The organism is Streptomyces sp. NBC_01669, assembly GCF_026339735.1.
Taxonomy (GTDB): Bacteria; Actinomycetota; Actinomycetes; order Streptomycetales; family Streptomycetaceae; genus Streptomyces; species Streptomyces yanii.
Window position 1 is genome coordinate 17,441 of sequence record NZ_JAPEQG010000002.1, and the last position, 26,181, is coordinate 43,621.

Below are 26,181 nucleotides of genomic sequence, written 5' to 3' on the forward strand. Positions count from 1 at the left end.
CGGATCGGTAGTCACGCAGCGCTTCAGGGGTGGGCCGGGGCGCGTGGGGCGCGGCGGCGGCGGGGGGTGGCGCGTTGGGGTGCCAGGTCGGCGGGCGGTGTGCCGGGGTCAGGCAGGGGCTGGAAGGGCAGGTCGCTGTCGTGGTGGACGGCGAGGGTGAGCTGTCCGGCGGCGAGGCGGCGGGCGTCGGCGAGGGTGAGCGTGGACGCGTCGGTGATCAGCCGGTTGGTGAGGCCGTCGAGGAGCGCCAGGGCGACCGTGGCCACGTCCGCCGGGTCGCAGTCGCGGAAGTCGCCGGAGCGCAGGCCGTCTTCGACGAGTGTGGTCAGCGGTCCCAGCATCCGGGCGCGGAACTCGGCCAGGGTGGCGGCGAGTTCGGGAGATCCCGAGGAACGGATCTCCAGTTCGGCCCACAGCCGGCATTCGAGGACGTCGTCGTGGGTGAGCGGGAGTCCGAAGTCGATGAGGTCGGCCAGCCGTTGGGGCGGGGTGTCGCGGTCCGCCTGTCGGATGCGGCCTGCCAGACGGGCTTCGGCACGGGTGAGCGAGTGCGCCAGCGCGCCGGTCAGCAGCCGGTCGCGTCCGGTGAAGTGGTAGTGCACCAGGGCGCTTGAGACGCCGGCGCGGGCGGCGATGTCGGCGATGCGGACCCCGTCGAAGCCGTCCCTGGCGATCAGTTCGACGGCGGCCTGCAGGATGCCCTCCCGCGCGCCGCCGGTGGTGTCCGCGGCCGCGCCGTCGGTCTTGCTTGCCTGCTCGTTCACGGTGTCGATCCTGGCACAGCTCTTGCCTCACTCCTCGACTGACTTTAAAGTCAAGCTCCTGACCCTGACTTTAACATCAGGGGAACGTGCGAGGAGAGCAGCACATATGAGTCGCTACGGCGCGATGTTCGGCCCCGACATCACCTTTCTGGGAGTCGACCCCTGCACGCTGGACGAGCCGGAGACCTACGCGGACGCCGATGTCGTGATCGTCGGCGCACCGTTCGACGGCGGTGTGAGCCACCGTCCCGGCACCCGGTTCGGCCCGGGTGCGATGCGGTCGACGGACTACAACGCGCACGACGGCTCGCGTCCCTCACTGCCGCTGCGCGTGGACGCGCTGCGTGACCTGCGTGTGCTGGACGCAGGTGACGTGGAAATGTTCGCGGGCGACATCGAGGGCAGCATCAAGGCGATCGAGGAGGCCGTCGCGACGATCGCCGCGTCCGGCGCGGTCCCGATCGTGCTGGGCGGCGACCACACCATCGCGCTGCCGGACATCACCGGCGTGGCCCGCCACCACGGCTTCGGCCGCGTCTCGGTCATCCACTTCGACGCGCACGCGGACACCGCGCACATCGAGTTCGGGCACCTGCACGGCCACGGCCAGCCGATGCGGCGCCTGCTGGAGTCCGGCGCGGTGCGCGGCGACCGGTTCCTGCAGATGGGCCTGCGCGGCTACTGGCCCGACGGCGAGACGCTGGACTGGATGGCCGACCAGGACATGCGCTCGTACGAGATGAGCGAGATCGTCACCCGCGGCCTGGACGAATGCGTGGACGAGGCGATGGCCATCGCACTCGACGAGTGCGACGGGGTGTTCCTGTCCGTGGACGTCGACGTCGTCGACCCGGGCATGGCGCCGGGCACTGGCACCCCTGAGCCGGGCGGTCTGACGTCGCGGCAACTCCTGGACACCGTCCGCCGCCTGGCGTTCCACCTGCCGATCGTCGGCGTCGACGTCGTCGAGGTCTCCCCGCCCTACGACCACGCCGACATCACCGCGTTCCTCGGCAACCGCATCGTCCTCGAAGCGCTGTCCGGCATGGCCTCGCGCCGCCGCGGCGACGCGTGGGAGCCGGCCCGGCCGCTGCTGGAGGGACGCGGCACCCGCAACCGCACCAGCTGACCCGACTCCACCGACCGTAATTTGCACGGCGGTCGCTGTGGCGGACACCCTGCCGCGACAGCGACCACCCTGCACATCACCCGCATCCACGCAGGCCCCCCGGTACGACCCGACCGCACCACCGGCACCGCAACGCTCCTTTGGACCGCACTCCTTGGCCCGTTCGACCCGTATGAACCGGAGGACCCCGTGACCACCGCTGAACCTGCCAGAACCGCGACCGAGCTCGCGCCGCCGCCCACTTCGGGCGACGCGGTGCACATCGAGACGCGCGGCATCGACTACATCCCCGACGACGAGCGCCACGGCCGCCCGCGCGACCTGTTCTTCGTCTGGGCCGCGTCGAATGTGAACTACCTGTCCATCGTCCTGGGCGGCACCCTGGTCCTCCTCGGGCTCAACACCTGGCAGGCACTGCTCGTCGTCGTCCTGGGCAACCTGTTCTGGGCGTTCAACGGCATCCTCGCCATCAGCGGCCCGGTCTCCGGCACCCCGTGCAGCGTGCTGACCCGCGCCACGTACGGCATCCGCGGCAACCGCGTGTCGACCGTGATCACGAACTGGTCGGTGTGCGTGGCGTACGAGGCCATCAACCTCGCCATGGGCGCACTCGCCGGCTTCGCGCTCCTCGACCAGCTCGGCGTCGCCGTCGGCACCGCGACGCGCTGGGCCGTCGTCCTGGTACTGGCGGCCGTCACCATCGTCGTCAGCGTCTACGGCCACGCCCTGATCGTGCGCCTGAGCCCGGCGTTCACCTGGATGCTGACCATCACCCTGACCGTGCTCGCCGGATTCGTCGTCGCGCACGCCGAGCCCGGACGGCAGCCGGAGGGCGCCCCGCACGGCGGCGACCTGCTCGCGATGGCGCTGCTCGGCTTCGCCATCATCGCGTCCGGCCCGCTGTCCTGGGGCACCGGCGCAGACTACGCCCGCTACCTGCCCGCCGACTCCTCACCGCGCGCGGTGGCCGGATGGACCACGCTGGGCGGCTTCATCCCCTCGGTCATCCTCGGCGCGGTCGGCGTCCTCGCCGGCACCGCCGTCGACATGGAAGACCCCCAGGTCTCCCTGGAGGAGATCGTGCCGGGCTGGTTCTACCCGCTGTTCCTGCTGGCGATCGTCATCGGCTCGGTCGCCAGCAACATCCTCACCATGTACAGCTCCGGCCTCGCCCTGCAAGCCGTCGGCCTGCCGATCCGCCAGTGGGCCGCCGTCCTGCTCGACGGCGTCGCCGGTGTAGCCATCACCGCGTACGCCCTGTTCGTCACCGACTTCATCGACGCCCTCAGCCACATCCTCGAACTCACCGTCGCCATACTCGGCCCCGGCCTGGCCATCAGCGTCGCCGACCTCATCCTGCGCCGCAACCACTACCGCGGCCCCGGCCTGCACGACGAAACCCCCACCAGCGCCTACTGGTACCACGCGGGCGTCAACTGGGCCGGCATCACCGCGCAGGTCCTCGGCACCACCGCCGCGCTACTGTGCATCAACTCCACGAAGTACCAGGGCCCCCTCACCGACGCACTCGGCGGAGCGGACCTGTCCGCGCTGGTCGGACCCATCATCGGCGCAGGACTGTACGCGGTGCTGTTCAAGCGGCTGTACCCGGCCCACCTCGCCCAGGCCCGCGCCGACGCGTAACCCCGCGCCGGGACCGAGCCGCGCCCGGCCTCGGTCCCGGGGCCCACCATCGTCCGGCGGGCCAGACGGACTCGTCGCTTTGACGAACCCATGAAAGTGCGCAGCATCCGCTCAAACTGAGCAACCGAACCGACCATGTTCAGGACGCATGCATAGCCCTTGGTCAGGCACCCATAGGACACTCGACGCCACCCACAACCGAGACCACTCAGCCGTCCCTCTACCCACCGCAACCGCTCACTCAAGTTGAGTAACACCAGGTCAAAGCTCTTCTCCCTGCCCACCTAGAGCAGCCCGCGACAGTATCCCCAAGTGGGTGGGATTCCCCGCACGCAACACAGTGCCCGCCGGGGGTGCCCGTGCCACCGTCGTGTCAGCGACCGGCTCCGGGAAGACGATCACTGCCGCATCCGCCGCCCTGGAATGCTTCCCCGGCGGCCGGATCCTCGTCACGGTGCCCACCCTCGACCTCCTCGTGCAAACCGCCCAGGCGTGGCGCCGGGTCGGCCACAACACGCCCATGGTCGCGGTCTGCTCGCTGGAGAAGGACGACGTCCTGGAGCAGCTCGGCGTGCGGACCACCACGAACCCGATCCAACTCGCCCTGTGGGCCGGCCACGGACCGGTCGTCGTGCTCGCCACGTACGCCTCCCTCGTCGACCGCGAGGACATCGACGCCCCATTGGGCCAGCAGAAGGTGCGCGGGCCGCTGGAGGCCGCCCTGGCAGGCGGCGAGCGCCTGTACGGCCAGTTCATGGCCCCGTTCGACCTCGCGGTAGTTGATGAAGCCCACGCAACCGCAGGGGATGTAGGCCGGCCCTGGGCAGCAATCCACGACAACCAACGGATCCCCGCGGACTTCCGCCTCTACCTCACCGCCACGCCCCGGATCCTGGCTGCGCCCCGGCCGCAGAAGGGAAAGGACGGCCAGGAGCTGGAGATCGCCTCGATGCGAAGCGACCCGGCAGGACCCTACGGCGAATGGATTTTCGAGCTCGGGCTCTCGGAGGCGATCGAACGGGGCATTTTGGCAGGATTCGAGATTGATGTCCTCGAAATCCGCGACCCGGACCCGATCCTGGGACTCTCGGAAGACGCGCTGCGCGGCCGGCGCCTGGCCCTCCTGCAGACCGCCCTCCTGGAACACGCCGCGGCGAACAATCTGCGCACGGTCATGACCTTCCACCAGCGGGTCGAGGAGGCCGCCGCATTCGCGGCCAAGCTGCCCGAAACAGCAGCCGAGCTCTACCGCACCGAGGCGTCCGACAAGGCGCTGAAAAACGCTGACGAGCTCCCCGCGTCGGCTATCGACGCGAAGTTCTACGACCTGGAAGCGAACCGGCACGTACCCGCCGACCGCGTCTGGGCAAACTGGCTGTGCGGCGACCACCTCGTATCCGAGCGACGCGAAGTCCTACGCCAGTTCGCAGGCGGCATCAACGCCCAGAACAAGCGAGTCCACCGCGCCTTCCTCACCTCCGTACGCGTCCTCGGCGAAGGCGTCGACATCGTCGGCGAGCGGGGCGTGGAGGCGATCTGCTTCGCGGACACCCGCGGCTCCCAGGTCGAGATCGTCCAGAACATCGGCCGGGCGCTCCGCCCGAACCCGGACGGCACCACAAAGGTCGCCCGCATCATCGTGCCGGTGTTCCTGGAGCCGGGCGAGGACCCGGGCGACATGGTCGCCTCAGCCTCGTTTGCACCCCTGGTAGCCGTATTGAACGGGCTGCGCTCTCATGATGAACGACTCGTTGAGCAGCTCGCCTCCCGTGCCCTGTCCCGCGGCAAGCACGAGCGCAAGGTGCACGTGAAGCGTGACGACGAAGGGCGGATCGTCGGGGCCGGCGGCGAGGACCAGGAGCAGGACGGCACCGAGGCCGCGGTGGAGTCGGCGCTGCTGCACTTCTCCAGCCCCCGCAACCCCGCCACCATCGCCGCCTTCCTGCGCACCCGCGTCTACCGGCCCGAATCCCTGGTCTGGCTCGAGGGCTACCAAGCCCTGCGCCGCTGGCGGGCCGAGAACGAGATCACCGGGCTCTACGCCGTTCCTTATGACACGGAGACCGAGCTCGGGGTCACCACGTTTCCCCTGGGGAGGTGGGTCCACGAACAGCGCAAGGCCCTGCGGGCGGGCGAGATGGACGACCATCGCAAGGAACTGCTGGACGAGGCCGGGACGGTGTGGGAGCCGGGCGAGGAAGCCTGGGAGACAAAGCTGGCGATGCTGCGCTCATACCACCGTGCGCACGAGCACCTTGCCCCGAGGCAGGACGCGGTATGGGGCGACGCCGAGAACGAACTCGTACCCGTGGGGCAGCACATGGCCAACCTCCGCAGAAAAGGCGGCCTCGGCAAGGACACGGAGCGGGCAGCTACCCGGGCCGCACAGCTCGCCACCATCGACCCGGACTGGAACTGCGAGTGGCCACTCAACTGGCAACGCCACTACCGCGTCCTCGCCGACCTCGCCGACACCGAACCCGGCGGCAACCTCCCCGAGATCCAGCCCGGCGTCACCTACGAAGGTGATGACCTGGGGAAGTGGCTCGCACAACAGCGAAACCCACACACCTGGGCGCAGCTCACCGGCGAGCAGCAGCAACGACTTGCCGGACTGGGAGTAAAACCCGCAGAACAGCCCGCACCCACCCCCGCCAAGGCAGGTGGTGAGCTGTCAGCGGCGTTCCGGCGGGGAATTGCGGCACTCGCGCAATACCTCCAGCGCGAAGGACACGAACGACCGGTACCGAGGAAACACGAGGAACCCATCGAGATCGACAGCCAGCAACACGTCGTGAAACTCGGCGTATTCATCAGCAACACCAAAACCCGACACGACAAACTCACCCACGCACAACGCACCGCCCTCGCCGAACTCGGGGTGGGATGGGCGTAGAGGCGGGCGCAGCAGGGCGGTGAAACCGGACACGTCATACCGACCAGCAACCAACTGACCCGCATCATCACCAAAAAACGTCAGCCCCAGACCGGCATACGTGTCACCACTCGAATCACCAACCACAACAAGCTGAACACAACAAACCCCACACCTGACGCACTGAGAGGGCGTTAAGTCCCATCTCTCTGGGTTCGTGATCGCTCGTTCGTGTGACTGGTTGCCGTTCGGGGCGGCGATTGGGCATGTGCATGCTCGGATATCGGCATGGAGCGTGGGCCGTATCCGAGCGACTTATCGGACGAACAGTGGGCGTTGATCGAGCCGATGATCTTGTCCTGGAAACAGGACCGTGTGGCGCGGTCGGCGACCAAGGATCCCGGGACCTGTGATCTCCGGGAGGTCGTGAACGCGATCTTCTACCAGAACCGGACGGGCTGCCAGTGGCGCTACCTGCCCCATGACCTGCCCGCCTGGTCGGCGGTGTTCTATTACTTCACGCTGTGGCGCAAGGACGGGCTCGACCAGCGGATCCAGGAACTCCTGCGCTGCCAAGTGCGGGAGAAGGCCCACCGATTAGAGGACCCGTCCCTCGTGGTCATCGACACCCAGTCCGTGCGCGCGGCCGCGGGAGTCCCGAAAACCACGACGGGACTGGACGCCAACAAGCGGACGCCGGGGCGCAAGCGGGGACTGGCCGTCGACGTGCTGGGACTGATCATCGGTGTCGTCGTCCTGGCCGCCTCCGCGCACGACAACGCCGCCGGGGTGGCCCTGCTCGACCAGGCAGCGGATCGGTGCGGGATGCGCCTGGAGAAGGCCCTGGTGGACCAGGGATTCAAGGACGAGGTCATCATCCACGGTGCACTGCTGGACATCACCGTCGAGGTCGTCCGCCGCAACCCGGAGGACCAAGGCAAAGGCTTCGTCCCACAGCCGAAAAGGTGGGTGGTCGAGCAGGTCAACGGCACGTTGATGCTGCACCGGCGCCTGGCCCGCGAATACGACCACCGGCCCGACAACGCCGCCTCGCGTGTCTACTGGGTCTCCACCGCGAACATGACCCGCCGCCTCACCACACCCGCACCAGCCTGGCGCGATGACCTTCAGGTGGCAGCGTGAACGTCGTCGAACTGCTGGCGGACCTCCAGGCCCGCCACGACGAGGCCACCACTCGGGCCGGCGAACTGCGCGACCAGATCGAGCACCTGACGGCCGCCCTGACCGAGACCGAGGCCCGTCTGACGGACCTCGCCACGACCCGGAAGGTCATCGCGGAACTCGTACCGACCGGAGGCGAACCCGAACCGCCCGAGTCGGCCAGCGCCTACCAGGCCATCCTGAACGCCTTCAACAAGCACCCCGACCAGGCATTCCGAGTACGGGACCTGCACGAACTCCTCGGCATGCCCACCGACGACCCGGCCATGAATGTCTCCCGCAGCCGCCTCGGGCGCCTCACCCGCCAAGGCTTCCTCACCCAACCCGGACGAGGTCTCTACCAGAAACGGACTTAACGCCCTCTAAAGCGGGTGTCAGCCTTCCGTCGCCCCAACTCGAACGTGCTGCGGGTCTACGGCTGCCGTCCGGGCAGTCCAGCAGTCAGTGCCACTCTGACCCAGCGGTCAGAGTAAAAAATGAGCAGGTGGTAGATCTCGCGTAGCCTATCGGGTGCAGTGCCTGCGGGAGGCGCGGGCCGCAAGGAGCAAGGCATGATCCATTCAGCCGATATCCGCGAGTGGCGCAACCGGGACGTGATCGACCCCAAGGGACGCAAGATCGGAGCCCTGGAAGCGGTCTACGTTGACACCACCACCGACGCGCCGACCGTGGCCACCGTCCGTACCGGACTGCCGACCCGGCACCGACTCGTCTTCGTGCCCCTCGACGAGGCAACTCTGGGCCCCGGGTACGTGAAGGTGGCGCACGCGAGAGGGCTGGTGAGGAAGGCGCCGTCCATGGGCATGGATGACGTCCTGCCGGTCGAGCGGGAAGAAGAGGTCTTCAAACACTACGACAGGCCTTACAAGCCTGGCGCTGGGCGCGGGCGCCGCCTCGCGCGCCGCTGACCAGCCTCCATCGCCAGAGTGTCGAAGCCTGACCAAATCGCTGGTCACTGCGGGGGGGCTCATCGCCCGCAGCACAGGCCTGAGGATGTGCTCACCATGGCGCTTTTCCTGTTCCTGATCCTCGTGGCCATCGTCCTGGGAATCATCGGCACGGTGGCGGAGGGGCTGACCTACCTCCTGATCATCGGCATCGTGGTCTTCGTGGCAGACCTGGTCCTGTTCGGTATGCGCTGGTCCCGGCGCTCTCGTCACCACTTCGTCCGGTGATGGGCTAAAACTGCCGCGGACCGTGTGCCGGGCCGCCTCCGGGCCGTACGAGGGCGACCAATTACGGCCACTAACGACCACCAAGAACAAGGATGGCGCGGCAGACTGCCGCGCCATCGACATGTATCTACGCAGATAGACCCAGGTGTCCAGCCAGACCCGATACGGAGTCTGCCTGCGTGACGCTCTTGAAATACGCCGTCCGGAAGATCGAGGCCATGGACACCGCAGGGCGGCGGTGGCCACGCTACAAATCCGGCGACGACGCTTCCGTTGTCTTCTGCCAGTGGTGAGAGCTGCTGGTCAGTGAACCCCTCATTGTCCTGGTCTTTGTCCAGTGCGCTGACGGACGCCACCGTCCGCCGCTGTACGCGCGCCGTGTCTGACTTGCCCGGTGAACCCCCACGGACACCCCCGTACGGCCATGCGGACAGTTGGAAAGCGTGCGCCCCGGATTCGGGGCGCCGTACGGGTCGTGCCAGCCGAACCAGCCCATGTCGGACTGAGCCACGATTGAGGCATACGATCCAAGCCCTCGCGACGGACGTGAGTGCCTAACTGCGTGACAACGCCGACGCACAGCAGCGGACAACCGCGGACGTCTGCGGACCCTCGGAGCAGGCGAGAGACATACCAGGACGAGATCAAGCGCCCAGCAAGGTTCGTTCGGGACGAAGAAGTCAGGGAGGAGGGAGACGCTGTCTCGCCCCCCCGAACGGATGGGCGAGATTACGTGGCAGTCGGTGATTGCTCGGGGTGATCCTCGGGCCCTGCCGAGCCGCTCCCAGGGGGCCCTGCAGCCGAGCGCTCAGAGGCTCAGGGCGCCCGGTGGGACGCCGTACGCGACCCCATACGACGTCAGCGCCAGCAGCCCGCTGCCCTGGCGTCTACATCGACGACTGCACGATGACCAGCAACAACACGCATCCCGTCTCGGCGCAGGATGCTCGGATGGCGCTCACGGACGCGCAATTGGAGGCGTGCGTGTTCTGCCGACCGGACGCCGAGCTAGGGATCCTTGACTGAGCCTCCGCACGAGCGAGTGCGGGGCTCGATCCATATTCGGATGGCCGGAGCACACTGGGAGCATGTCCGGACAAGCGCCCGTGATCGTTCACCCGCCGCAGCCGGACGGCGGACGGCGGGTGACGATCCGCGATGAGTACGTCGGCACGGCGTACCACCTGCTCGACGTGGTGGAGTTCCTACGCCTCGCAGGCCTGCCCGAGGCTGATACGAAGATCGACGACCCGGAGCTGCTCGAATGGCGCGGCGGGGGACCGTCCTACTGGGCTCCGGAGGCGCGCGGCTGAGGTTGTGCGGTTGGGTATACGTGAGCCCCCGCACGAGCGTGCGCGGGGGCTTCGCTGTGCCCCTGTACATGCCCGGACGAGCCGAGAGACCCTGGTTAGGCAGGCCCATCAGGGCTGGGGGCTGTGCCGTGCAACGCTGCTCCTGCCACGGGGTGCGCAATGCGAGTGGAATTGATCAAACGCGCCGCCGACGTGCTGCTGGACGTCCCCGTCGACGCGCGCAAGGAGATCGTCATGCTCATTAGCGCCGCGGCCGAGGCTCCGTTCCCGCCGCCAGGGGCGAAAGCGGCAGCGTTCGGCAATCAGTGCTGGGTCGAGTACATGGCCCGGGGCAACGTGATCGAAGTGATTGACGTCGGGTGTCTCTGCTGACGGCGCTACGCGGCGGCGCTCTGCTCGGTCCAGATGCGTCCGCACCTGGTGCAGCGGGACGTCAGCGTGCGGGCCAAGCTGGAACCGCTGCGCGGGAAGCTGGTCAGACTGGCCGACCGAGGCTGGCTGCGAAAACTGCCCGAAGGCCGGTTCACCACCCGTCTCTGACCAGGCACGCCGCCGCCCGGGGCGGGGCGCCGCAGGCGTAACCGGAGTGCCCCGGTAGCCGTTGGACCCGTGTGACGAAAACCCAAGAACCCGCCGAGGACACCTGCCCGCTTGTCTACCAGTGCCGTCTGCCGCTGTCCACGAGCACCGTCAACCACCTCGCCGATCTGCTGCGACGCCACCTGAAGGCGATACGGTCCAGGTGGCTGATCCTGCCGCCCGGGAGGATCGCGGTGATCGTCCTGGCCGCGCTGCGGCACGACCAGCGCCTCGCCGACATGGCCGGCGGCAACAACGTGTCCGAGTCCACGGCCGTGCGGCAGTCGCGCGGGCCTCGCCCTCGGTGAGCGGGACGAGGACGCCGACGAACGCGCCGGCGTCAAGCTGGGTGATCGCGTTGCTCCACGTCGCGTGCGGGATGCGCACGGGTTCCTGAGCACCAACGGTCCGCGCGATCGCCAGCGAGACCAGGTGGGTCCGCTGAACGTCGGCAAGGTAGACGCCTGCACCGTCCAGGCCCATCGCGCGTGCCGCAAGGGCGGCCAGGTCGCCGGGCGCCGAGCCCCCGGTGGGCTTGTTCGAGGGGATCGGCGAGGAGCGTGCCGAACGCCACGTCGTCCACACCCACCACCCTGCCCCGCGGCCCCGCGCGCCGCTGCCGCTCAAGGCGGACAATGGCGAAGTCGCGCTCACCCGCTGGCGCCGGATTCACCCAGGTGAGAAGAGGCCGCAATGGCCGCGCTCGAGCTGATCACCTTCGGCCACGGCACCGCCGGCCGCGAGGAGCTGTGCCGGCTCCTGCGGGGTGCCGACGTGGCTGCGGTCGTGGACGTGCGGAGCTCCCCGGGCAGCCGCCATAACCCGGACACCAACCGGGCGCGGATTCAGCGGTGGCTGCCCGGGGCCGGCGTCTCCTACCGGTGGGAGACACGCCTGGGAGGCTTCCGCAAACCCCTGCCCGACTCGCCCGATGTCGTCTGGCGCAACCCCTCCTTCCGCAACTACGCCGGATACGCCCGCGATCCGCGGTTCCTCGCGGCGATGGACGAGCTCCTTCGGGAGGCCGGGGATCGGCGCACCGCGGTCATGTGCGCGGAGGCGATGTGGTGGCGCTGCCACCGCAGAATCATCGCCGACTACACGCAGACGGCCGGAAGGTGCCCGTCCTGCACCTGATGCCCGACGGCCGGCTCCATCCGCACACGCCGACACCCGGCGCCCGGCTACGCGAGGACGGCCTGATCGTCTACGACCGCCCGCCCGCCGGCTGACAAGCCGCTTCCGTCCGCCGCCGGATACCCGCCCGGCGGACCCAGGGCCGATCAAGCGAGCCACCGGTGTGGTCCGTTCGGGTGGGCGCGTGGCGACGAGGCGAGGCGGGCACCGGGCGCGGGGAACGCTTCTCCTTTGGCCGTGGCACCCGGCCCGGCCCGCAAGTGGACAGCATGGGGCACGGCGGAAACGTCATCGGCAAACTGATGACCGATCACCGCGAGGTGTAGGAGGTGTTTGGCCGGATCCAGGCGATGCCGGGCAGCGGCCAACAGTTTCGGGACCTGGTGAGGTCACCATCGAGCTGGTGCGGCACTCGGTGGCCGAGGAGCAGTACCTGTACCCGGCGGTGCGCGAACACATCCAGGACGGCGACCGGCTGGCGGACAAGGAGATCGAGGACCACAACCGGGTCGAGAAGATCCTCAAGCAACCGGAGAAGATGAACACCGTAGCGACACCAAAGGACCTCCTCCCCCACCCCACCCCAACGCGCCCAGCTCACCGGCCGCAGCAAGTAAGCCTTCCGCTCGCGCTCGCCTTGAGTAGGGGACCAGATCCCTGCGGCAGGCACTACGTGCGACCCCGTCGCCCCTGGAACTCGGCTCGCCGGTCCCGTGACGGGGTATTCGTGGGGGAGGGAGGCGTCCCCGACTTTCGGCTTCGCGCTTTGACTCAGGGGGCTATTTCGGAGGTGTGACGATGACGGACGACGCACGATCGCATGACGGCGCTCGGCCAGAGGGTGACAGGGAGCACGGCTTCGGCCGTCACGAGACTACCGAGGCGCGAGCCGACCGTCAGTGGGCCGAGATGCTGCAGGAGGTGCGCGTAGCGCAGACCGGGGCGCAGATCTTGTTCGGCTTCCTGCTCAGTGTCGTCTTCACTCCCCGTTTCGAGCAGCTGAGTTCGTTCGACAGGAATCTCTACGTGGTAACGGTCGTTCTCGGCGCGCTGGCGACCGGGGCGCTGGTCGCACCGGTCTCCTTCCACCGCACACTTGCCGGTCACCGGAGCAAGCCCCAACTGGTCCGAGTAACAGGGCGCTTGATCGCCACAGGACTTGTCCTGCTGTCAGCTGCCATCATCTGCGCCGTGCTCCTTCTGCTCCGGGTCGCGCTGGGAACAGGCTTCGCGTGGATCATCGCGGTGGTTGTACTGATGTGGTTCGCGTGCTGCTGGCTTACCTTGCCAGCAGTTCTCAAGCGGCGCCTGGAACGCGCCCAGTGACGGTGCCCTCGCTTCCCATAGGAATCCGCACTTGCACTCTCTGGCCTAAGGGCCGTCCCGTAATTCCTGGCGGGCGCACGACGACAGCTACGGCACCTCGCCGCGTTGTCGGAACGTCCGAATACATCCAGTATGCGGACGTCCCTTCGCCTTGCGATGCACCGTATCCGACGCCGCGCGCCGACCCACCAGGGATTACGGGACGGCCCTTATGCACGTGCGCCGTCTGGTGTGCCCCACGCGCGCGGCTGCCGTCACACCTTCCGCGAGCAAATGCCCGGGCTGCTCGAGCGAAACCAGCGTCGCACCGCCCGCCTGACCCGCCAGGTCAAGTCGCGGCGCGGCTGTGTGGGAGGACGTCGTGCTGGTGGTCAGCGAGCTGGTCGCCAACGCCCACCTGCACACGGCAGGCCCTCGCGAGATCGGTCTGGACCTGGGCGCAGACCGTGTGCGGGTCGGGGTCACCGACGGCGCCGCCACCGTGCGCGGACACGGCCTGCTTGTCGTTGAGCGGCTTTCCACCAGATGGGCCCCCGACGTGCAGCTGTTCGGCAAGTCTGTCTGGGCCGAATGCCCACTGCGGCAATACTGCCCAGGATCCGGGAAGCCCTGACGTGGCACCACCCAGCTCGCGGCCGGGCGGGTTTCACGCCGGCGCGAGCGGTTAGTAGTCGTGCCCTCGGGCCCAGCAGGATCCCGAGGTGCCACAACCGCGCTGTGGAGGAGTTGGGTGATGAAGGTTTCCGACTATGTGCTCGAGCGGCTGCGCGACTGGGAGGTGGAGTACGTTTTCGCCTACCCGGGGACGGCATCAACGGGCTGCTCGCCGCCTGGGGCCGCGCCGAGGACCGGCCGCGGTTCATCCAGGCGCGGCATGAGGAGATGGCCGCCTTCGAGGCTGTCGGGTATGCGAAGTTCTCCGGCCGCACCGGGGTGTGTGCAGCGACCTCAGGTCCGGGTGCGATCCACCTGCTGAACGGGCTGTACGACGCCAAGCTCGACCACGTCCCGGTGGTCGCGATCGTCGGGCAGACCGACCGCAGCGCGATGGGTGGCTCCTACCAGCAGGAGGTGGACCTCCTGAGTCTGTACAAGGACGTGGCCTCGGAGTTCTGCGAGATGGTCACCGTCCCCGCCCAGCTCCCCAACGTACTGGACCGCGCGATGCGCATCGCCACCACGCGGCGCACGGTCACCGCGCTGATCGTGCCCGCCGACGTGCAGGAACTCGACTACGAGCCCCCCGCCCACGCCTTCAAGCAGGTCCCCTCCAGCCTCGGCCTGCCCCACTACGCCCCCGTCCCCGCCGACTCATGCCCGCCGTGCGCGGCGCGCTGCCCGCCGACGACCCTCGCACCACCGCCACCCTGCGAGCCGTGCGCACCGACCTCGTCCAGGACCACTACGTCTACCGGTTCCGCCTCGACCAACGGCCCCTTGAGGATGCCGAGGGCGCCTTCCTGCTGTGCGGATTCGCCCTGGCCCTGGCCGAACACCAGCAGCATCACGACGTCGAGGCGATGCGCTGGTTCGAGCGCAATCGCGCCGCCTGCGGCCCGCCCGGCCTGTACGCGGAGGAGTTCGACGTCGCCCAGCGCCAGCTGTGCGGCAACCTGCCCCAGGCCTTCGTCCACGCCCTCATGCTCGAGGCCGCCGCCACGCTCGCACCCCGCCGGTGAGCACGGCACAGTCGGCGCCGTCGTGATGTAGACCCCGTCGTGCAAGGTCACACTCGATGCGGGCCCGCTGGTCGGGTACGGCCATGGCATGTTCCGGGCCGAGCGCGCTGACCGTGCAACCTGCGAGAGGACGTGCCATGAGCACCGTCGGAAGCACCGAGGACGACGCCCAGCCCGACGAAGAGAGGCGGGAGCGGTCCGCGGAGGAACGCAACATCGTGGCCCCGACCCCGCAGGACGTGCGGGCCAAGGCCGAGGACGACGAGCCCGAGGAGGACAGCGAGCAGCCGGAGCCGCCGGCGGCAGACACTCAGGCCCCGTGACCGGCGGCGCGGTCATCGCCAGCGCGACTGCCTTCCGCCCCGTTCGGGGGCGGAACGATGCGTCCGGCCGCTTGCACGCTTGTCACGGTGTCCCAGCGGCCTCGACGTGGAGCAGCTCGATCAGCTGGGGGCGGTGCAGCGTCGCGATGGGTTCCAGCAGGTCGGGATGGCGCAGCAGCGCGCCGGCTTCGGTGTCGTGGGCGCCCGGGTCGACGAGGCGCTGCAGGCCGGCACTGTGATGATCGGTGGCCGCGCGGGCCCGGTGTGCTCGGACGGCGAGGGCACGGTCGGCCAGCAGGCAGGCAGCCCAGCTGACGACGGTCTCGTCCACCCAGGTCCGCCAGGCGGTGCCGTCGCGGTCCGGGTCGCATCCAGTGAGCCAGTCCAGTCGGTCGGCTCCGCCCGGGCCGCACAGGTGGAGCAGCTGTACATCGAGGCCGGTGGGGTAGCGCAGATGGGCGGCGAGGGTGGCGGCCTGGAGGGCCTGGGCCTCGGCCAGGGCGTAGTTGAGCGCGCCCGCAGGCGGCGGGTAGGCGTCAAGGAGCCATCGGGTGCAGGCGGCTATGACGGGTGTCAGATCGGTGGGCACAACGATCGGTTTCCTGGGGAGCGTGCCGGCGCCCTTCCGTCCGGTCGGGTGCGCGAGCTGGTGCGCGGGGCGGCGCTGCCCCGTTCGTGGCCGACCAGCATAGGCGGCGCCTGCCAGGAAGGCCCATGACCTGGGTCACGCCCTGCCCGTGCGGGCAGCGGGGCCGGGCCGCGCGCCTGCGCGGCCCGGCCCCGGGAGCCTGGGTCAGGATTTGCCGCGGCCGGTGACGAAGTCGCGGGCCCGGTCGACCAAGCCGACACCCGGGGCGAGGAGCTTGCTGGCCATAGGAGTGCTTGGCGCGGAAGGGTGCGGCCGGGTGGGCGCCATGGCTTTGGCGTGACGGATCTTGTCCCCGAGGTCGTCCAGCTGCTCCGGGGTGCAGGCCCGGCGCAGCATCGGGAAGATGTTGTTCTCCTCGTCCTGGACGTGGGCGGCGACCTCATCCATGAGCTGCTGCAGCATCGTGCTCATCTGCGGGTCGTCGGTGTCCATCCTCTCCAGCTGCTTGAGGATCTTCTCGACCCGGCCGTGGTCGGCGATCTCCTTGTCCGCGAGCCGGTCGCCGCCGTCGATGTGCTCGCGAACCGCCGGGTACAGGTACTGCTCCTCGGCGACCGAGTGCCGCACGAGCTCGATGGTGACCTCGTCCACCTGGTCCCGCAGCTGCTGGCCGCCCGCGGTCATCACCTGGATGCGGCCGAACATCTCCTCGACCTCGCGGTGATCGGTCATCAGCTCGTCGATCACGTTCCCGCCTTGCCCCATCGCATATCCGCCTCTCTCATCCGGGGTCGGGTCTCTCCCGCCCAGCCCAGGTATCCCCGCCCGGCACACCGCGCCCGCCCAGCCCGCTGCGGCCTCACCCGATCGGCCCCACCGCGCACGGCCCGGCACCCGGACTTGTGCGGGCCCTGCTGCCGGACGTAATCCACTGCCGTGAGCCGCTTCCGCGACCCGGGCGCTGTCGCTGGGAGTGTCTAATCAACGGCGGATCTGATGATCAAGGAGACGCCAGAGATGACCGAGTCCGTTGTCGAGCAGGAGTCCGTGGAGAAGTGTCCTCCACCTACCTGTTGCTCCTCGCCGTCGGCTACCGCCGCGGCGCCACCGCCCCCGTCTACTCCGACCTCACCCCCGGCACCCGCCCGGTCGTCGACCCGGTGGTACAGGCCCTGGCCCTGACCGACGTGGTGGTCGGCGCCACCGTCACCGCGCTGCTGCTCGCCCTGACCATCCAGCTACGCAAGCGCCACCACACCGTCGATCCGCAGGCCCTCACGGGCCTCAAGGGCTGACCGTGACCGCAGCCGACCTCCTTCCGCTGGCCGTGGCCATCCCGCTGCTCGGTTCCGCCCTGCTCGCCGTCGTCGGCCGGATCCTGCCCAGGGTCGGCTGCGACATCGTGGCGACCGCGGCAGCGGCAGCCGAGGTGGTCTGCCTGGTGCTGCTGTGGCCACGCAGCGGCACCGTGGGGAGCGCGGACCTGGGAGGCTGGCCCGCCCGGGTCGGCATCGTGCTGGCCGCCGACCCGATCAGCGCCGGCCTCGCGCTGCTGGTCGCCACCCTGGTGCTCGCCGTGATCGTGTACTCCTGGCGGTACTTCGACGAACCCCAAGGCGAGCACGCCGGGGTGTTCCCCGCCCTCATCCTGCTGTTCGAAGCCGGCATGGCCGGCTTCGCCCTCACCGGCGACCTGTTCAACGCCTTCGTCTTCTTCGAACTCATGGGGGCCGCCGCCTACGCCCTGACCGGCTACCGCATCGAAGACCCCCGCCCCCTCCACGGGGCGCTCACCTTCGGCATCGTCACCTCTTTCGCCGCCTACTGCTCGCTCCTCGGCATCGGCCTGATCTACGCCCGCACCGGTGAGCTGAACCTCGCCCGCCTCGGCCAGCAGCTCGCCGGCCACCACACCGACATGCTGACCGTGGTGGCGTTCGTCCTGATCGCCACCGCCCTGCTGGTGAAGGCCGCTGCCGTCCCGTTCCACTTCTGGCTGCCCGACGCCCACGCAGTCGCCCCGACACCGGTATGCATGCTGATGTCCGGCGTCATGGTCGAACTCGGCGCCTACGGCATCGCTCGCCTCTACTGGACCGTCTTCTCCGGCCTCGGCGGCATCCCCCACGAGGCGTTCCGCAGCACCTTCGCCGCCCTCGGCATCCTGACCGCTGTGGTCGGCGCGGTGATGTGCTGGCAGCAGCGGCACCTCAAGCGCCTCCTGGCGTTCTCCACCGTCAGCCACGTCGGCCTGTTCCTCGTCGGCGTCGCCCTGCTCACCCCGGACGGCATCGCCGGAACGGCCGTCTACGTCGCGGCGCACGGCCTGGTGAAGGCCGCACTGTTCGCGCTGACCGGGGTGCTGCTCGACCGCTACGGCTCCGTCGACGAACACGGCCTGCACGGCAAAGCCCGCGACCTGCGCCTCGTCGGCATCCTGTTCCTCGCCGGCGCTCTCGCGCTGGCCGGGCTGCCGCCGTTCGGCACCGGCCTCGGCAAAGCCCTGAGCGAGGACGCTGCCGGACAGTGGCAGCCCTGGTTGCCCGCCGTATTCGTCGCCGCCTCCGCCACCACCGGCGCCGCAGTACTCCGTGCAGGCCTGCGGATCTTCTGGGGCGCCGGGCCCGCACCCCGCAGCCGACCCGGCGAGGAGGAGACCACCGGCGAAGGCGAGGAACCCGAGATCCGCGCCCCTCAACGCGTCCTGCCCCCGGTGATGACCATCGTCCCCGCCCTCCTGCTCGCCCTCGCCGTCGCGTCGGGCTGCCTGCCGACCGTCGCAGGTGCCCTCGTGCGCGGGGCGGCTGTGTTCACCGACCCCAACTACTACACCGCCGCCGTCATCGCCGGAACGGACGCACCGCCGGCCACCCCAGCGCCGACCGCCGACTGGACCACCACGGGCGTCCTTCTCGGCCTGCTGTCCACGGGCCTCGCCATTGCGCTCGCCACCGCAACCCTCAACCGGAAAACCCCCCAACAGCCATCCGCCCGCGCCATCCGTGCGCTGCGCCGCCTGCACTCCGGACGACTCGGCGACTACCTCGCCTGACTCGCCCTCGGCGTGGCGGTCCTGTGCGCCGCGATCGCCGCCCAGACCTGACCCGCCCCTTCCGCGCTACAGGCGCTCCTTCATCCGGATGGCGGCCTTCAAGTCCTCGTGGGCCTGCCCGCCCTGCTGCTCCAGCGTGGCGCGGACGATCGCGTCGAGCTTGCGCGGGGTGGCGTGCTCCGCGCGCCGCTCGGAGTTCTTCAGCATCGCCAGCAGCAGCATCACCGCGCTCATCGCGTCCCCCACCACCAGCCGCCACTCGGCGGACAGCCCGGCCAGAGCGCCCGCGCCGAACAGTCGGAGTGTCAGGCTCGAGAGGACCAGCGCGTTCGCGGGCGGTGGCCTCCAGGCCAGCCAGACGCAGCAGGTTCTAGGCGACGGGGATCCATTCGATGACGGCGAACAGGTGGCGATGGCGGAACTGCTTGGGGTGAAAGACGGAGACAGTGGCGACGACGTCCAGGGCTGCGGCGGCGCGCCGTCTTCTTTGCGGGGCGGGTGTCAGTGGAGGCACGGGCCATCATGCGGTGGCGGATCTTCGGCCACCAGCTCGCCCAGGCGCTGCATGGTGGCCTCGTTGCGCGTGGCGGCCCAGCCGATGAGGTCCTCAGGGATGCCCGCGAGTTCCATCACGGGGCGCCCGACGGTCGGGTAGCACGGTGTGGTGGCGAGGTTCAGGTCGGTGCAGATCTCTTCGAGGACGCGCTGGTTGTACAGCTCGGACAGCGCGACGGTGTACTCGAGGAGGGTGCGGGTACGGAATTCGGGCCTGCGAGGTGTGCCGGCCGGACACTGCGCTCGGCGCGCTGTGATCAGTGCCTGGTCGCAGCATGAAAGCGTGGAACTTCCGATCAGCGTGGCGCTGGCCCGTGCCGTTGCGGTGCTGCCGCAGGGGCCGGGCTGGTGGTACGAGCCGAAGTTCGACGGGCACCGGATGATCATGGTGCGTGCCGAGGACACGCTCAGTCCGATGACCGGTCCCGTTTGCACCGTTGGAGTGATTCACCGGTCATGGGAGCCTGCACGGCCGGTGAGCCAGGCGTCGGCAGCGATGATCAGGGGAGCGAACGCTTGGCGCGAGTCGAGTCCCACGAGGTGAACAATTCCGGTTAGTCAGGCCAATAGGGACGGCTGTGGAGGAACGTGAGCGGCCCGGCAAGAAGGTGGTGGACCGGTCGGAGGGGTTCGGTGAGCGGCTCCTGGGTGTGCTGCTGGACCGGGCGCACGAGATGCCGCCGCAGTTGATCGCTCCGATGATCGCGGACGAAGTGGCCGGCATCGGTGGCCGCGAGGTCTCGATCCTCCTGCAGGACTATGCGCGGGAGCTGCTGGTGCCACTGCCGGGCCGAAGGCTGCTTGTCGGCGAGCCCGAGGAGATCGCTGGCTCTCCGGCTGGTACGGCGTTCCTGCGGGCCACGCCTGTCGAGGTCGCGCAGGCAGACGGCGTGCGGATGTATCTGCCGTTGCTGGACGGCAGCGACGAGGTGGGAGTGCTGGGCCTGACCCTGGACTGCGTCGATGATGACGATCGGCGGCTGATGCGGCGTCTCGCGAGTCTGGTCGCCGACATTCTGGTCACCAAGCATGCCTACACCGACCGGTTCTTCCAGGCCCGCCGCCGCGAACCGATGAGTGTGGCCGCGGAGATGCAATGGTCCCTGCTGCCCCCGCTGACGATGTCCGTGCCACAGGTCGCGGTGGGCGGGGCCGTCGATCCTTCATACGACATCGCCGGCGACAGCTTCGACTACGCCCTCAACGACTACATCCTGCACGCGGCCGTGATCGACGCCATGGGCCACGCTCTGGACGCCGCCACAATGGCGACCGTCGCCATCGGCGCCTACCGGCACGCCAGACGTGCCGGCATCAGCCTGCCCGAGACGTACCTGTACATGGACCAGGCCATCGCCGAACAGTTCGGGCTCGACCACTTCGTCACCGCGCAGATGATGAACTTGGACATCACCACCGGCCTGTTCCAATGGGTCAATGCGGGCCACCCCGTACCGCTGCTGATCCGCAAAAGACACGTGGTCCGCCAGCTGGAGAGCCGGACCACCCTGCCAGTCGGCCTCGGCGGTGAACGCCCGTCCATCAGCCAGCTCCAGCTCCAACCCGGCGACCGGATCCTGTGCTACACCGACGGAGTGATCGAGGAACGGGACGTACACGGACAACCATTCGGCGAGGAGCGGCTCATCCGCTGCGTCAACCGAATCGAACACGTGGAAGGAGGAATGCGGGCCGAGGCACTCCGGCTCTCCCAGGTCCTCAAACAGGAACGCGGCGGGCACACCAGCGATGACGCAACCCTCTTCCTCATCGAATGGCGCGGGAACCCCGCCAACCACCCCGCCGCCCTGCACGAGTGAAGTTTCCTCAGGCCCGGCACGGGGCGCGAGTCGTTGTACGGCACCCGGGCAAACCGCGCCTACCTGCCGCGAAGTCGTCGTCGGCGCTGACTGACCCCGGACGCACGAACCGCCCCCTGCCCCGGCCGTAGCCGTGGCCAGAGACAGGGGGCGGAGTGCCCGGGATCGGGTTCGAACCCAGCTTGAGTCCGCCCCCTCCCGAGTGTGGGGGGCGGATTCGCCGTCCGGCCGCGGCCGGGGGGAGGGTTCCGTGGACAGGTCGACTCCTCCACTCAACCAGCCCACATTCCCCACCCCCAAACCTCACGTAGGCCATACGGCGGTACGGCGAGGTCTGTGAGCCTCGTCTATCGGTGGCGGTCCAGGCCGCCGCCAGGAGACATCGGGACCGCCACCTCCATTAATTTTCCTCCCGGGCCGGACCCTCCGCAGCTCGGTCGGGTGCGCCTGACGTCGCCGTGGGCCAGTCTGGAGGGATGAGTGCCCCGATAGTTGTCCACGGCCTCTCCCTTACCCGTGGTCGGACGGTCACGATCAATGATGAGATCGTCGGTCTCGTCTGCAACGACCACGACCTGATCGAACTTCTGCGGAGGGCGGGCGTCTACGACGCCGAGCATTGCCTCGACGACCCGCAATGGATCGAATGGTGCGGCGGCCGGGCGCATGAATACGAACCAGCATGACAAAACCGCCGCCAGCGCCGTCAGAGTCACGGACCACCCGGACTGTTGTGGCGTTGGGTCAAGCGGCGCTCTTGTTGCGGCGGTGTCCGGCCCGGGCGAGCGCGTCGATGAGCTCTTCCCGGCTCATCTTGGAGCGGCCCGCGATGTCCTGCTCGGTGGCCCGCTGGTACAGCTCCGTCTTGCTCAACTGCCGAAGCTTGCTCTTGCCCCGTCCCTGGCCGCGGGTTGTCGCCGACGCGCGGGCTGCCTTCGGCGGGGCCTTCCTGGCGGCGGTCTTCCTCTTCGCCTCCGGCTGGCGCACCTTGCGCGCGACGGTCTTCTTCTGCCGTGGCGCGGCCGGCTCCTGGTCTCTGGCGCCCCGGGCCTGGTCGAGGCTGCCCTGCAGGAGTGTCATCAGGTCGGCCACGTTGCTAGCCTGCGGCGCCTCCTCCGCCGCCGCGATCTCCTGGCCCTCGGCCTTCGCTCGTACCAGCTCCCGCACCTTGTCCTGGTAGGTGTCGTGATACCGGGCCGGATCCCACGGCGCGTCCAGAGCGTCGATCAGCTGGATCGCCATGTCCCGCTCCTTGCCCTTGCCGGCACGGCCGGAGGGCAGGTCGGGCAGCTCCTGGCCGGGATCGCGGACCTCGTCGGCCCAGTGGAGCGTCTGCAGCACCAGGAGTTTGTCCTCGGCACGCAGCGCGGTCAGGTACTGCTTGCCGCGCATCACGAATGTGGCGATGCCGGCCTTGCCCGCCTCCGCCAGCGCCGCCCGCAGCAGCTCATAGACCTTGGTGTACTCCTTGCCGCGGGGGGCGATGTAGTACGTGCGGTCGAATTGAAGTGCTCTCCCGGCTGAAGCCAGGAGATTCCTGCTTACCTTGCGGCAGCGGGCTTGACGCGCTTCGCGCGCCTGACGACTGCCCTCCCGGCAGCCGGGATGAGCGCGAGGCCCATCCGGTACAGGTGCAAGACGTTCCGGGCTGCGTTGTGGTCGGCGTTGCCCGACCATCCGCAGTCCGGGTTCTTGCACACGAACACGGCCTGGCTCTCCCGGTTGCCGGGCGTGGTGAAGCCACACGCGGAGCAGCGCCTGGAGGTGCCGGGGGCGGGGACCTTGTGCAGGGTGCCGCCGAGCTGGGCGGTCTTGTACGTCAGCATGGTGACCGTCCGGCCCCACGCCTCGTCGCTGATGGAGCGGTTCAGCCCAGACTTCTGGGCAACGTTCTTCCCCGGCTCCTCGATGGTTCCCTTGGCCGACTTGACCATGTTCGTGATGGTGAGTGCTTCGACCACGACGGTGCCGTACTGCTTGGCGATGGCGCTGGTCGTCTGGTGCTGCCAGTCCAAGGCCCGGCGCTTGGCTTTCGCGCGGAGTCCTGCGATCTGGTCGTAGGTGCGGTGCAGCCGGCGGCTGGTGCGCTCGCCGGGCTTGCGGTGCCGCTTACGCTGCGCGGCGCGCTGCTCCAGGTGCACAAGCCTGGCCTTCTCCTTGCCGGTCAGCCATTCGCCGTGCTCGTACGTTTCGCCGTCCGAGAGGGCCAGGGGCACGGTGACGCCCACGTCGATGCCGACGTCCGGCCCCTGGTGGAGATCGGGCTTGACCTCCAAGGTCTGAACACGGAAGGCGATGTGCCAGCCGAGCGCGTCCTTGACCAGCCGTGCCCCGGTGATCCGGTTCTCCGCGTTTGCGCGCTTGCCGACCGGAAGGTCTTTGGTCCACCGGAAGCGGACCCGGCCCACCTTGGGAATGTTGACCATGCCCCAGCGGCGGTGCACGCGGGTGATGTTCAGGTCCCGGCCCTGCGGGATGTCCACGGACATCACCGTGCGGAACCGGCCCTTGAAGTTCGGGGCGTCGGCGCGGCCCTCCCAGCAGTTCTTCCACGCCTGGAAGTACGTCTTCAGCACGGCTTGCGCGGCCTGAGCGGGCAGGACGGCCAGGAAGTCGATGTCCTTACGTGCCTGTCGGATCGCGGCATCCGCGCTCGCGAGCGTCCGCTTCTCCTTCGGCATCATCTGCCACCACGCGTGGAGAAGATTCCACATCGTGCGGGCCGCGTGCGCCTGGGCGTCGGCCTTGAGTTCACATGCAGGGGACAGCGCCAGTCGGGCGCGATGCCCGAACTGCCGCTTCTCCACACCATGTTCACTCATAGTAGCAACTCTACTACAGTTGGCTTATGTCACCACGCTGGAATCCTAATCCCGACGTGCGCACCGGACGTCATGTCGTCTACAACCTGCACGTTCACTTGGTTTTCGTCACGAAGTACCGGCGGAAGGCGTTCACCGACGCCATGCTGACCCGCACCGAGGAGATCATGCGGGAGGTCTGCGCCGACTTCGAGGCCGAGCTGAAACAGTTCAACGGCGAACAGGACCACGTCCACCTGCTCGTGCACTACCCGCCCAAGGTCCAGCTCTCCAAGCTGGTCAACTCCCTCAAGGGCGTCAGCTCACGCAGGCTCCGCCAGGAGTACGACAGCCACGTCCGCCGGTACCTGTGGGGCGGACACTTCTGGTCCGGCTCCTACTTCGCAGGATCATGCGGCGGGGCACCCCTGACCGTCGTCAAGCAGTACATCGAAAACCAGCAGCGTCCCGTCTGACCGTCACCCCAAAGACGCAGAGCACTCCCGCGCTCCGCGCCTCCGGGCCAAGGATGGCCTTCACCCCCGCCCTGAAGGGCGGAGCACTGGCCAAGATCAGAGGTAGACCGGCTCGATGTCGCCCAGGTCGACGAAGTCGCTGATGTCGATGGTCTGGGAGCGCCCGGGCGCGATCTCGTCCAGTTCGTCGGGCTCGATGACGACGTACTCGCCTTCGGCCGCCTCGAAGCCCTTGACGATGTCCTCGGCCGGTACTTCCTTGCCGGTGCGTTCGTTGACCCGCCGGTTGCGGGCCCGGTCGGCACTGCCGCGCTGCAGCTGGTGGAAGTGGACCGTGTGGTCCCCGACCGCGGTGTACAGGCCGACCGGCACGCTGACCAGCCCGAAGGTGATCACACCCGTCCAGATCGCACGTGCCATGACCGCCCACTCCCATCCTGCCCGTCACCGTCAGCGCACCAGGCGCAGCTGCTCCTGCTGACCACGCTGGCACTCCTGCATGCACGGCGCGCACTGGGAGCAGGCGAGCGGAGCGGAGTAGGAGCATGCAGCCGGGTAGGAGGCCGGCAGTGGATCTACGGATCCGGAAGCCGACATCTATCTGACGGGGCCGGTCAGACGTTCTACCTCTTGGGCAGCCTCCTGCGCCGCCCGTTCGGACCGGGTCACAGCGTCAGCCGCCGCCTGGCACCGTGCCTCGGCTTCCTGCTGTTCGTGTTCGGCCCGCTGAAACTCCTCGCGGGCCTTTCGCAGCTGCTCCTCGGCAGCGCTCACCTGCTGGCGGGCCTGGGCGTGCCGGTCGCGTGTCTGTTGCAGCGATGCGTCAGCGTCCACTTGTTCGGCGCGCTGCCTGCGAAGCCGCTGATCGGCCGTCGCGGCGGTCTTGCGGGCCTGGGCGAGCTGTTCCTGCCTCTGGCGGCGCCGCTCGGCGAGTTCGTCCTTCGCCCGTGTCCGCGAAGACCGCGGCGCAGTCGGCGCTCGTGCCGGTTTCTGCGCTGCGTCGGCTGTCGCGGCGGTGCCGGACGGAAAGTCTGCCGGCGGGGTGAGGGCGCTCTCCAGGCGTCCGGCGGCCCACCGGTCTGCCGCGTCCTGATCGGCGAGCACGGCGCGCAGGGTGGATGCGAGATCCTGCTGCGCTGCACCCGACAGCCGGTGCCCGGCTTCACGGGCAAGTGCGGCAGCTTGCCGGGACAGGGCCGAGACGATACTGCTGCGCTGGTCAGACAGCTCTTTGATCCCGTCGGCATCCAGGGTTCGGTATGCCTCGCGCAGCGCCCGTCCGAGCTCCAGGAACCGCTGGCTCTCTGCCGGTTGCGAGCGCAGCAGCAGGTTCGCCGCCCAGGCCGCGAGCGTGGGGCGGCGGGCGGCATGGATCAGACGGGCATCCTCCACACGCCCGTCCGCCTTGGCCTCGGCAGCAAGCTCCTCACGGCGGGAGACGAAAGCGGACGGCGGCGTGGCGTAGAGCTCGTCCACAACTCCCTCTACGTCGTGCCCTCCGCTCCCCCGCGCACCCTTACGCTGCATGATCACCAGACTCCATCGAGCCGGACTACCGCGCACCTCATGCCCCCACCAGCGCGGCAGGAGCAGGCCCGTGTCGGGGACGTTGCCTGCTCCGCGATGGCTTCAGTCTGCTCCGATGGACGGAGCCAGCGGGGGTTCCTTGCAGCAGCCCCGCAATCCGTGCCGCTTGCCGGGCGTCGTTTTGCCCCCACCCGGTCCGTGTGCTGTTCCGGGTGGCGTGTGGGGCATGGGGGGC

28 protein-coding genes and 6 pseudogenes are annotated in these 26,181 nt (G+C 68.9%); 24 read left to right on the forward strand and 10 right to left on the reverse strand.

Annotated features, from left to right (window positions below):
- Positions 1-23: 23 nt before the first annotated feature.
- Complete coding sequence (locus tag OG972_RS40905) at positions 24-764, reverse strand: TetR/AcrR family transcriptional regulator (RefSeq protein WP_266991209.1); 741 nt, start codon at positions 762-764, stop codon at positions 24-26.
- Positions 765-870: 106 nt separating this feature from the next.
- Between OG972_RS40905 and speB the strand changes: the two genes are divergently transcribed.
- From speB to OG972_RS40995, 19 genes and pseudogenes are all read left to right on the forward strand, one after another.
- Positions 871-1,893: an agmatinase gene (gene speB / locus OG972_RS40910; protein WP_266991211.1), complete on the forward strand. Its 1,023-nt coding sequence runs from the start codon at positions 871-873 to the stop codon at positions 1,891-1,893.
- Between the two features lie 189 nt (positions 1,894-2,082).
- Positions 2,083-3,537, forward strand: coding sequence for a cytosine permease (locus OG972_RS40915; RefSeq protein ID WP_266991213.1), 1,455 nt, complete (start codon positions 2,083-2,085; stop codon positions 3,535-3,537).
- Positions 3,538-3,853: 316 nt separating this feature from the next.
- On the forward strand, positions 3,854-6,433 hold the full coding sequence (locus OG972_RS40920) for a DEAD/DEAH box helicase (protein WP_266991215.1): 2,580 nt from the start codon (positions 3,854-3,856) through the stop codon (positions 6,431-6,433).
- Between the two features lie 267 nt (positions 6,434-6,700).
- A complete protein-coding gene (locus OG972_RS40925; RefSeq protein WP_266991217.1) occupies positions 6,701-7,555 on the forward strand; it encodes an IS5 family transposase in 855 nt (284 codons plus the stop codon).
- Positions 7,552-7,950 carry a hypothetical protein gene (locus tag OG972_RS40930; protein ID WP_266991219.1) on the forward strand — a complete coding sequence of 133 codons (399 nt, stop codon included), beginning with the start codon at positions 7,552-7,554 and terminating at the stop codon, positions 7,948-7,950. The genes OG972_RS40925 and OG972_RS40930 overlap by 4 nt, the downstream gene beginning before the upstream one ends.
- A 195-nt stretch (positions 7,951-8,145) precedes the next feature.
- Positions 8,146-8,502, forward strand: coding sequence for a PRC-barrel domain-containing protein (locus tag OG972_RS40935; protein WP_030927846.1), 357 nt, complete (start codon positions 8,146-8,148; stop codon positions 8,500-8,502).
- 96 nt (positions 8,503-8,598) lie between these two features.
- Positions 8,599-8,769 (forward strand): hypothetical protein, encoded by a 171-nt coding sequence (locus OG972_RS40940; protein ID WP_266991224.1) that lies wholly within the window; start codon positions 8,599-8,601, stop codon positions 8,767-8,769.
- Positions 8,770-9,597: 828 nt separating this feature from the next.
- Positions 9,598-9,795 (forward strand): DUF6233 domain-containing protein, encoded by a 198-nt coding sequence (locus OG972_RS49700; protein ID WP_353961659.1) that lies wholly within the window; start codon positions 9,598-9,600, stop codon positions 9,793-9,795.
- A gap of 62 nt (positions 9,796-9,857) precedes the next feature.
- The gene (locus OG972_RS40945; protein WP_266991225.1) at positions 9,858-10,082 is read left to right on the forward strand and encodes a hypothetical protein; all 225 of its coding nucleotides are present in this window, start codon (positions 9,858-9,860) and stop codon (positions 10,080-10,082) included.
- Between the two features lie 165 nt (positions 10,083-10,247).
- Complete coding sequence (locus tag OG972_RS40950) at positions 10,248-10,454, forward strand: hypothetical protein (RefSeq protein ID WP_266991226.1); 207 nt, start codon at positions 10,248-10,250, stop codon at positions 10,452-10,454.
- Positions 10,455-10,487: 33 nt separating this feature from the next.
- Positions 10,488-10,622, forward strand: coding sequence for a hypothetical protein (locus tag OG972_RS40955; protein ID WP_266991228.1), 135 nt, complete (start codon positions 10,488-10,490; stop codon positions 10,620-10,622).
- A gap of 71 nt (positions 10,623-10,693) precedes the next feature.
- A complete protein-coding gene (locus tag OG972_RS40960) occupies positions 10,694-10,969 on the forward strand; it encodes a hypothetical protein (RefSeq protein ID WP_266991230.1) in 276 nt (91 codons plus the stop codon).
- Between the two features lie 385 nt (positions 10,970-11,354).
- Positions 11,355-11,893, forward strand: a pseudogene (locus OG972_RS40965) (DUF488 family protein).
- Positions 11,894-12,127: 234 nt separating this feature from the next.
- Positions 12,128-12,336: pseudogene (locus OG972_RS40970) on the forward strand (hemerythrin domain-containing protein); the annotation flags it as partial.
- 260 nt (positions 12,337-12,596) lie between these two features.
- The gene (locus tag OG972_RS40975; protein WP_266991232.1) at positions 12,597-13,124 is read left to right on the forward strand and encodes a DUF6328 family protein; all 528 of its coding nucleotides are present in this window, start codon (positions 12,597-12,599) and stop codon (positions 13,122-13,124) included.
- A gap of 361 nt (positions 13,125-13,485) precedes the next feature.
- On the forward strand, positions 13,486-13,737 hold the full coding sequence (locus OG972_RS40980) for an ATP-binding protein (protein WP_266991234.1): 252 nt from the start codon (positions 13,486-13,488) through the stop codon (positions 13,735-13,737).
- Positions 13,738-13,857: 120 nt separating this feature from the next.
- Positions 13,858-14,435, forward strand: a pseudogene (locus tag OG972_RS40985) (thiamine pyrophosphate-binding protein); the annotation flags it as partial.
- Positions 14,435-14,803: pseudogene (locus OG972_RS40990) on the forward strand (glycoside hydrolase family 15 protein); the annotation flags it as partial. The pseudogenes OG972_RS40985 and OG972_RS40990, both read left to right, overlap by 1 nt.
- 137 nt (positions 14,804-14,940) lie before the next feature.
- Entirely contained in the window at positions 14,941-15,126 is a 186-nt protein-coding gene (locus OG972_RS40995; protein WP_266991236.1) for a hypothetical protein, read from the forward strand.
- Between the two features lie 82 nt (positions 15,127-15,208).
- On the opposite strand, the gene OG972_RS41000 is transcribed toward OG972_RS40995, so the two are convergent.
- A complete protein-coding gene (locus OG972_RS41000; protein ID WP_266991237.1) occupies positions 15,209-15,715 on the reverse strand; it encodes a hypothetical protein in 507 nt (168 codons plus the stop codon).
- A gap of 204 nt (positions 15,716-15,919) precedes the next feature.
- Positions 15,920-16,480, reverse strand: coding sequence for a hemerythrin domain-containing protein (locus OG972_RS41005; RefSeq protein WP_266991238.1), 561 nt, complete (start codon positions 16,478-16,480; stop codon positions 15,920-15,922).
- A 293-nt stretch (positions 16,481-16,773) separates the two neighbouring features.
- Here OG972_RS41005 and OG972_RS41010 point away from each other — a divergent pair.
- Together OG972_RS41010 and OG972_RS41015 are read left to right on the forward strand one after the other, a co-directional pair.
- Positions 16,774-17,010: pseudogene (locus tag OG972_RS41010) on the forward strand (NADH-quinone oxidoreductase subunit K); the annotation flags it as partial.
- 2 nt (positions 17,011-17,012) lie between these two features.
- Positions 17,013-18,767 (forward strand): complex I subunit 5 family protein, encoded by a 1,755-nt coding sequence (locus OG972_RS41015; protein ID WP_266991240.1) that lies wholly within the window; start codon positions 17,013-17,015, stop codon positions 18,765-18,767.
- Positions 18,768-18,833: 66 nt separating this feature from the next.
- On the opposite strand, the gene OG972_RS41020 is transcribed toward OG972_RS41015, so the two are convergent.
- The 3 genes from OG972_RS41020 to OG972_RS41030 form a co-directional block, all read right to left on the reverse strand.
- A complete protein-coding gene (locus OG972_RS41020; protein ID WP_266991241.1) occupies positions 18,834-19,001 on the reverse strand; it encodes a hypothetical protein in 168 nt (55 codons plus the stop codon).
- Between the two features lie 136 nt (positions 19,002-19,137).
- Entirely contained in the window at positions 19,138-19,281 is a 144-nt protein-coding gene (locus tag OG972_RS41025; RefSeq protein WP_266991243.1) for a hypothetical protein, read from the reverse strand.
- Positions 19,269-19,727, reverse strand: coding sequence for a hypothetical protein (locus tag OG972_RS41030; RefSeq protein WP_266991245.1), 459 nt, complete (start codon positions 19,725-19,727; stop codon positions 19,269-19,271). The genes OG972_RS41025 and OG972_RS41030 overlap by 13 nt, the downstream gene beginning before the upstream one ends.
- A 173-nt stretch (positions 19,728-19,900) precedes the next feature.
- Here OG972_RS41030 and OG972_RS41035 point away from each other — a divergent pair, with 173 nt between their 5' ends.
- Positions 19,901-21,142 (forward strand): PP2C family protein-serine/threonine phosphatase, encoded by a 1,242-nt coding sequence (locus OG972_RS41035; RefSeq protein ID WP_266991247.1) that lies wholly within the window; start codon positions 19,901-19,903, stop codon positions 21,140-21,142.
- 476 nt (positions 21,143-21,618) lie between these two features.
- Positions 21,619-21,828 (forward strand): hypothetical protein, encoded by a 210-nt coding sequence (locus OG972_RS41040; RefSeq protein ID WP_266991249.1) that lies wholly within the window; start codon positions 21,619-21,621, stop codon positions 21,826-21,828.
- Positions 21,829-21,886: 58 nt separating this feature from the next.
- Here the strand turns inward: OG972_RS41040 and OG972_RS41045 are convergent, their stop codons facing one another.
- Positions 21,887-22,672: a Ku protein gene (locus tag OG972_RS41045; protein WP_323135992.1), complete on the reverse strand. Its 786-nt coding sequence runs from the start codon at positions 22,670-22,672 to the stop codon at positions 21,887-21,889.
- 11 nt (positions 22,673-22,683) lie between these two features.
- Positions 22,684-23,964 carry a transposase gene (locus OG972_RS41050; RefSeq protein ID WP_266991250.1) on the reverse strand — a complete coding sequence of 427 codons (1,281 nt, stop codon included), beginning with the start codon at positions 23,962-23,964 and terminating at the stop codon, positions 22,684-22,686.
- A gap of 26 nt (positions 23,965-23,990) precedes the next feature.
- On the opposite strand from OG972_RS41050, the gene tnpA reads away from it, so the two are divergent.
- Positions 23,991-24,419: an IS200/IS605 family transposase gene (tnpA, locus tag OG972_RS41055; protein ID WP_266991251.1), complete on the forward strand. Its 429-nt coding sequence runs from the start codon at positions 23,991-23,993 to the stop codon at positions 24,417-24,419.
- Between the two features lie 102 nt (positions 24,420-24,521).
- On the opposite strand, the pseudogene OG972_RS41060 reads toward tnpA, so the two are convergent.
- Together OG972_RS41060 and OG972_RS41065 are read right to left on the reverse strand one after the other, a co-directional pair.
- Positions 24,522-24,839: pseudogene (locus OG972_RS41060) on the reverse strand (Ku protein); the annotation flags it as partial.
- Between the two features lie 177 nt (positions 24,840-25,016).
- The gene (locus tag OG972_RS41065; protein WP_266991253.1) at positions 25,017-25,946 is read right to left on the reverse strand and encodes a hypothetical protein; all 930 of its coding nucleotides are present in this window, start codon (positions 25,944-25,946) and stop codon (positions 25,017-25,019) included.
- Positions 25,947-26,181 lie beyond the last annotated feature (235 nt).

Excerpts from the sequence above, each read along its gene's own strand:
- OG972_RS40995 (WP_266991236.1), top strand. The coding sequence starts at position 14,941 with ATGAGCACCGTCGGAAGCACCGAGGACGACGCCCAGCCCGACGAAGAG.
- OG972_RS40925 (WP_266991217.1), top strand. The coding sequence starts at position 6,701 with ATGGAGCGTGGGCCGTATCCGAGCGACTTATCGGACGAACAGTGGGCG.
- OG972_RS40955 (WP_266991228.1), top strand. The coding sequence starts at position 10,488 with ATGCGTCCGCACCTGGTGCAGCGGGACGTCAGCGTGCGGGCCAAGCTG.
- OG972_RS40935 (WP_030927846.1), top strand. The coding sequence starts at position 8,146 with ATGATCCATTCAGCCGATATCCGCGAGTGGCGCAACCGGGACGTGATC.
- OG972_RS41040 (WP_266991249.1), top strand. The coding sequence starts at position 21,619 with ATGAGTGCCCCGATAGTTGTCCACGGCCTCTCCCTTACCCGTGGTCGG.
- OG972_RS41065 (WP_266991253.1), bottom strand. The coding sequence starts at position 25,946 with ATGCAGCGTAAGGGTGCGCGGGGGAGCGGAGGGCACGACGTAGAGGGA.
- tnpA (WP_266991251.1), top strand. The coding sequence starts at position 23,991 with ATGTCACCACGCTGGAATCCTAATCCCGACGTGCGCACCGGACGTCAT.
- OG972_RS41020 (WP_266991241.1), bottom strand. The coding sequence starts at position 19,001 with ATGAGCGCGGTGATGCTGCTGCTGGCGATGCTGAAGAACTCCGAGCGG.
- speB (WP_266991211.1), top strand. The coding sequence starts at position 871 with ATGAGTCGCTACGGCGCGATGTTCGGCCCCGACATCACCTTTCTGGGA.
- OG972_RS40975 (WP_266991232.1), top strand. The coding sequence starts at position 12,597 with ATGACGGACGACGCACGATCGCATGACGGCGCTCGGCCAGAGGGTGAC.
- OG972_RS40945 (WP_266991225.1), top strand. The coding sequence starts at position 9,858 with ATGTCCGGACAAGCGCCCGTGATCGTTCACCCGCCGCAGCCGGACGGC.
- OG972_RS41050 (WP_266991250.1), bottom strand. The coding sequence starts at position 23,964 with ATGAGTGAACATGGTGTGGAGAAGCGGCAGTTCGGGCATCGCGCCCGA.
- OG972_RS40940 (WP_266991224.1), top strand. The coding sequence starts at position 8,599 with ATGGCGCTTTTCCTGTTCCTGATCCTCGTGGCCATCGTCCTGGGAATC.
- OG972_RS41005 (WP_266991238.1), bottom strand. The coding sequence starts at position 16,480 with ATGGGGCAAGGCGGGAACGTGATCGACGAGCTGATGACCGATCACCGC.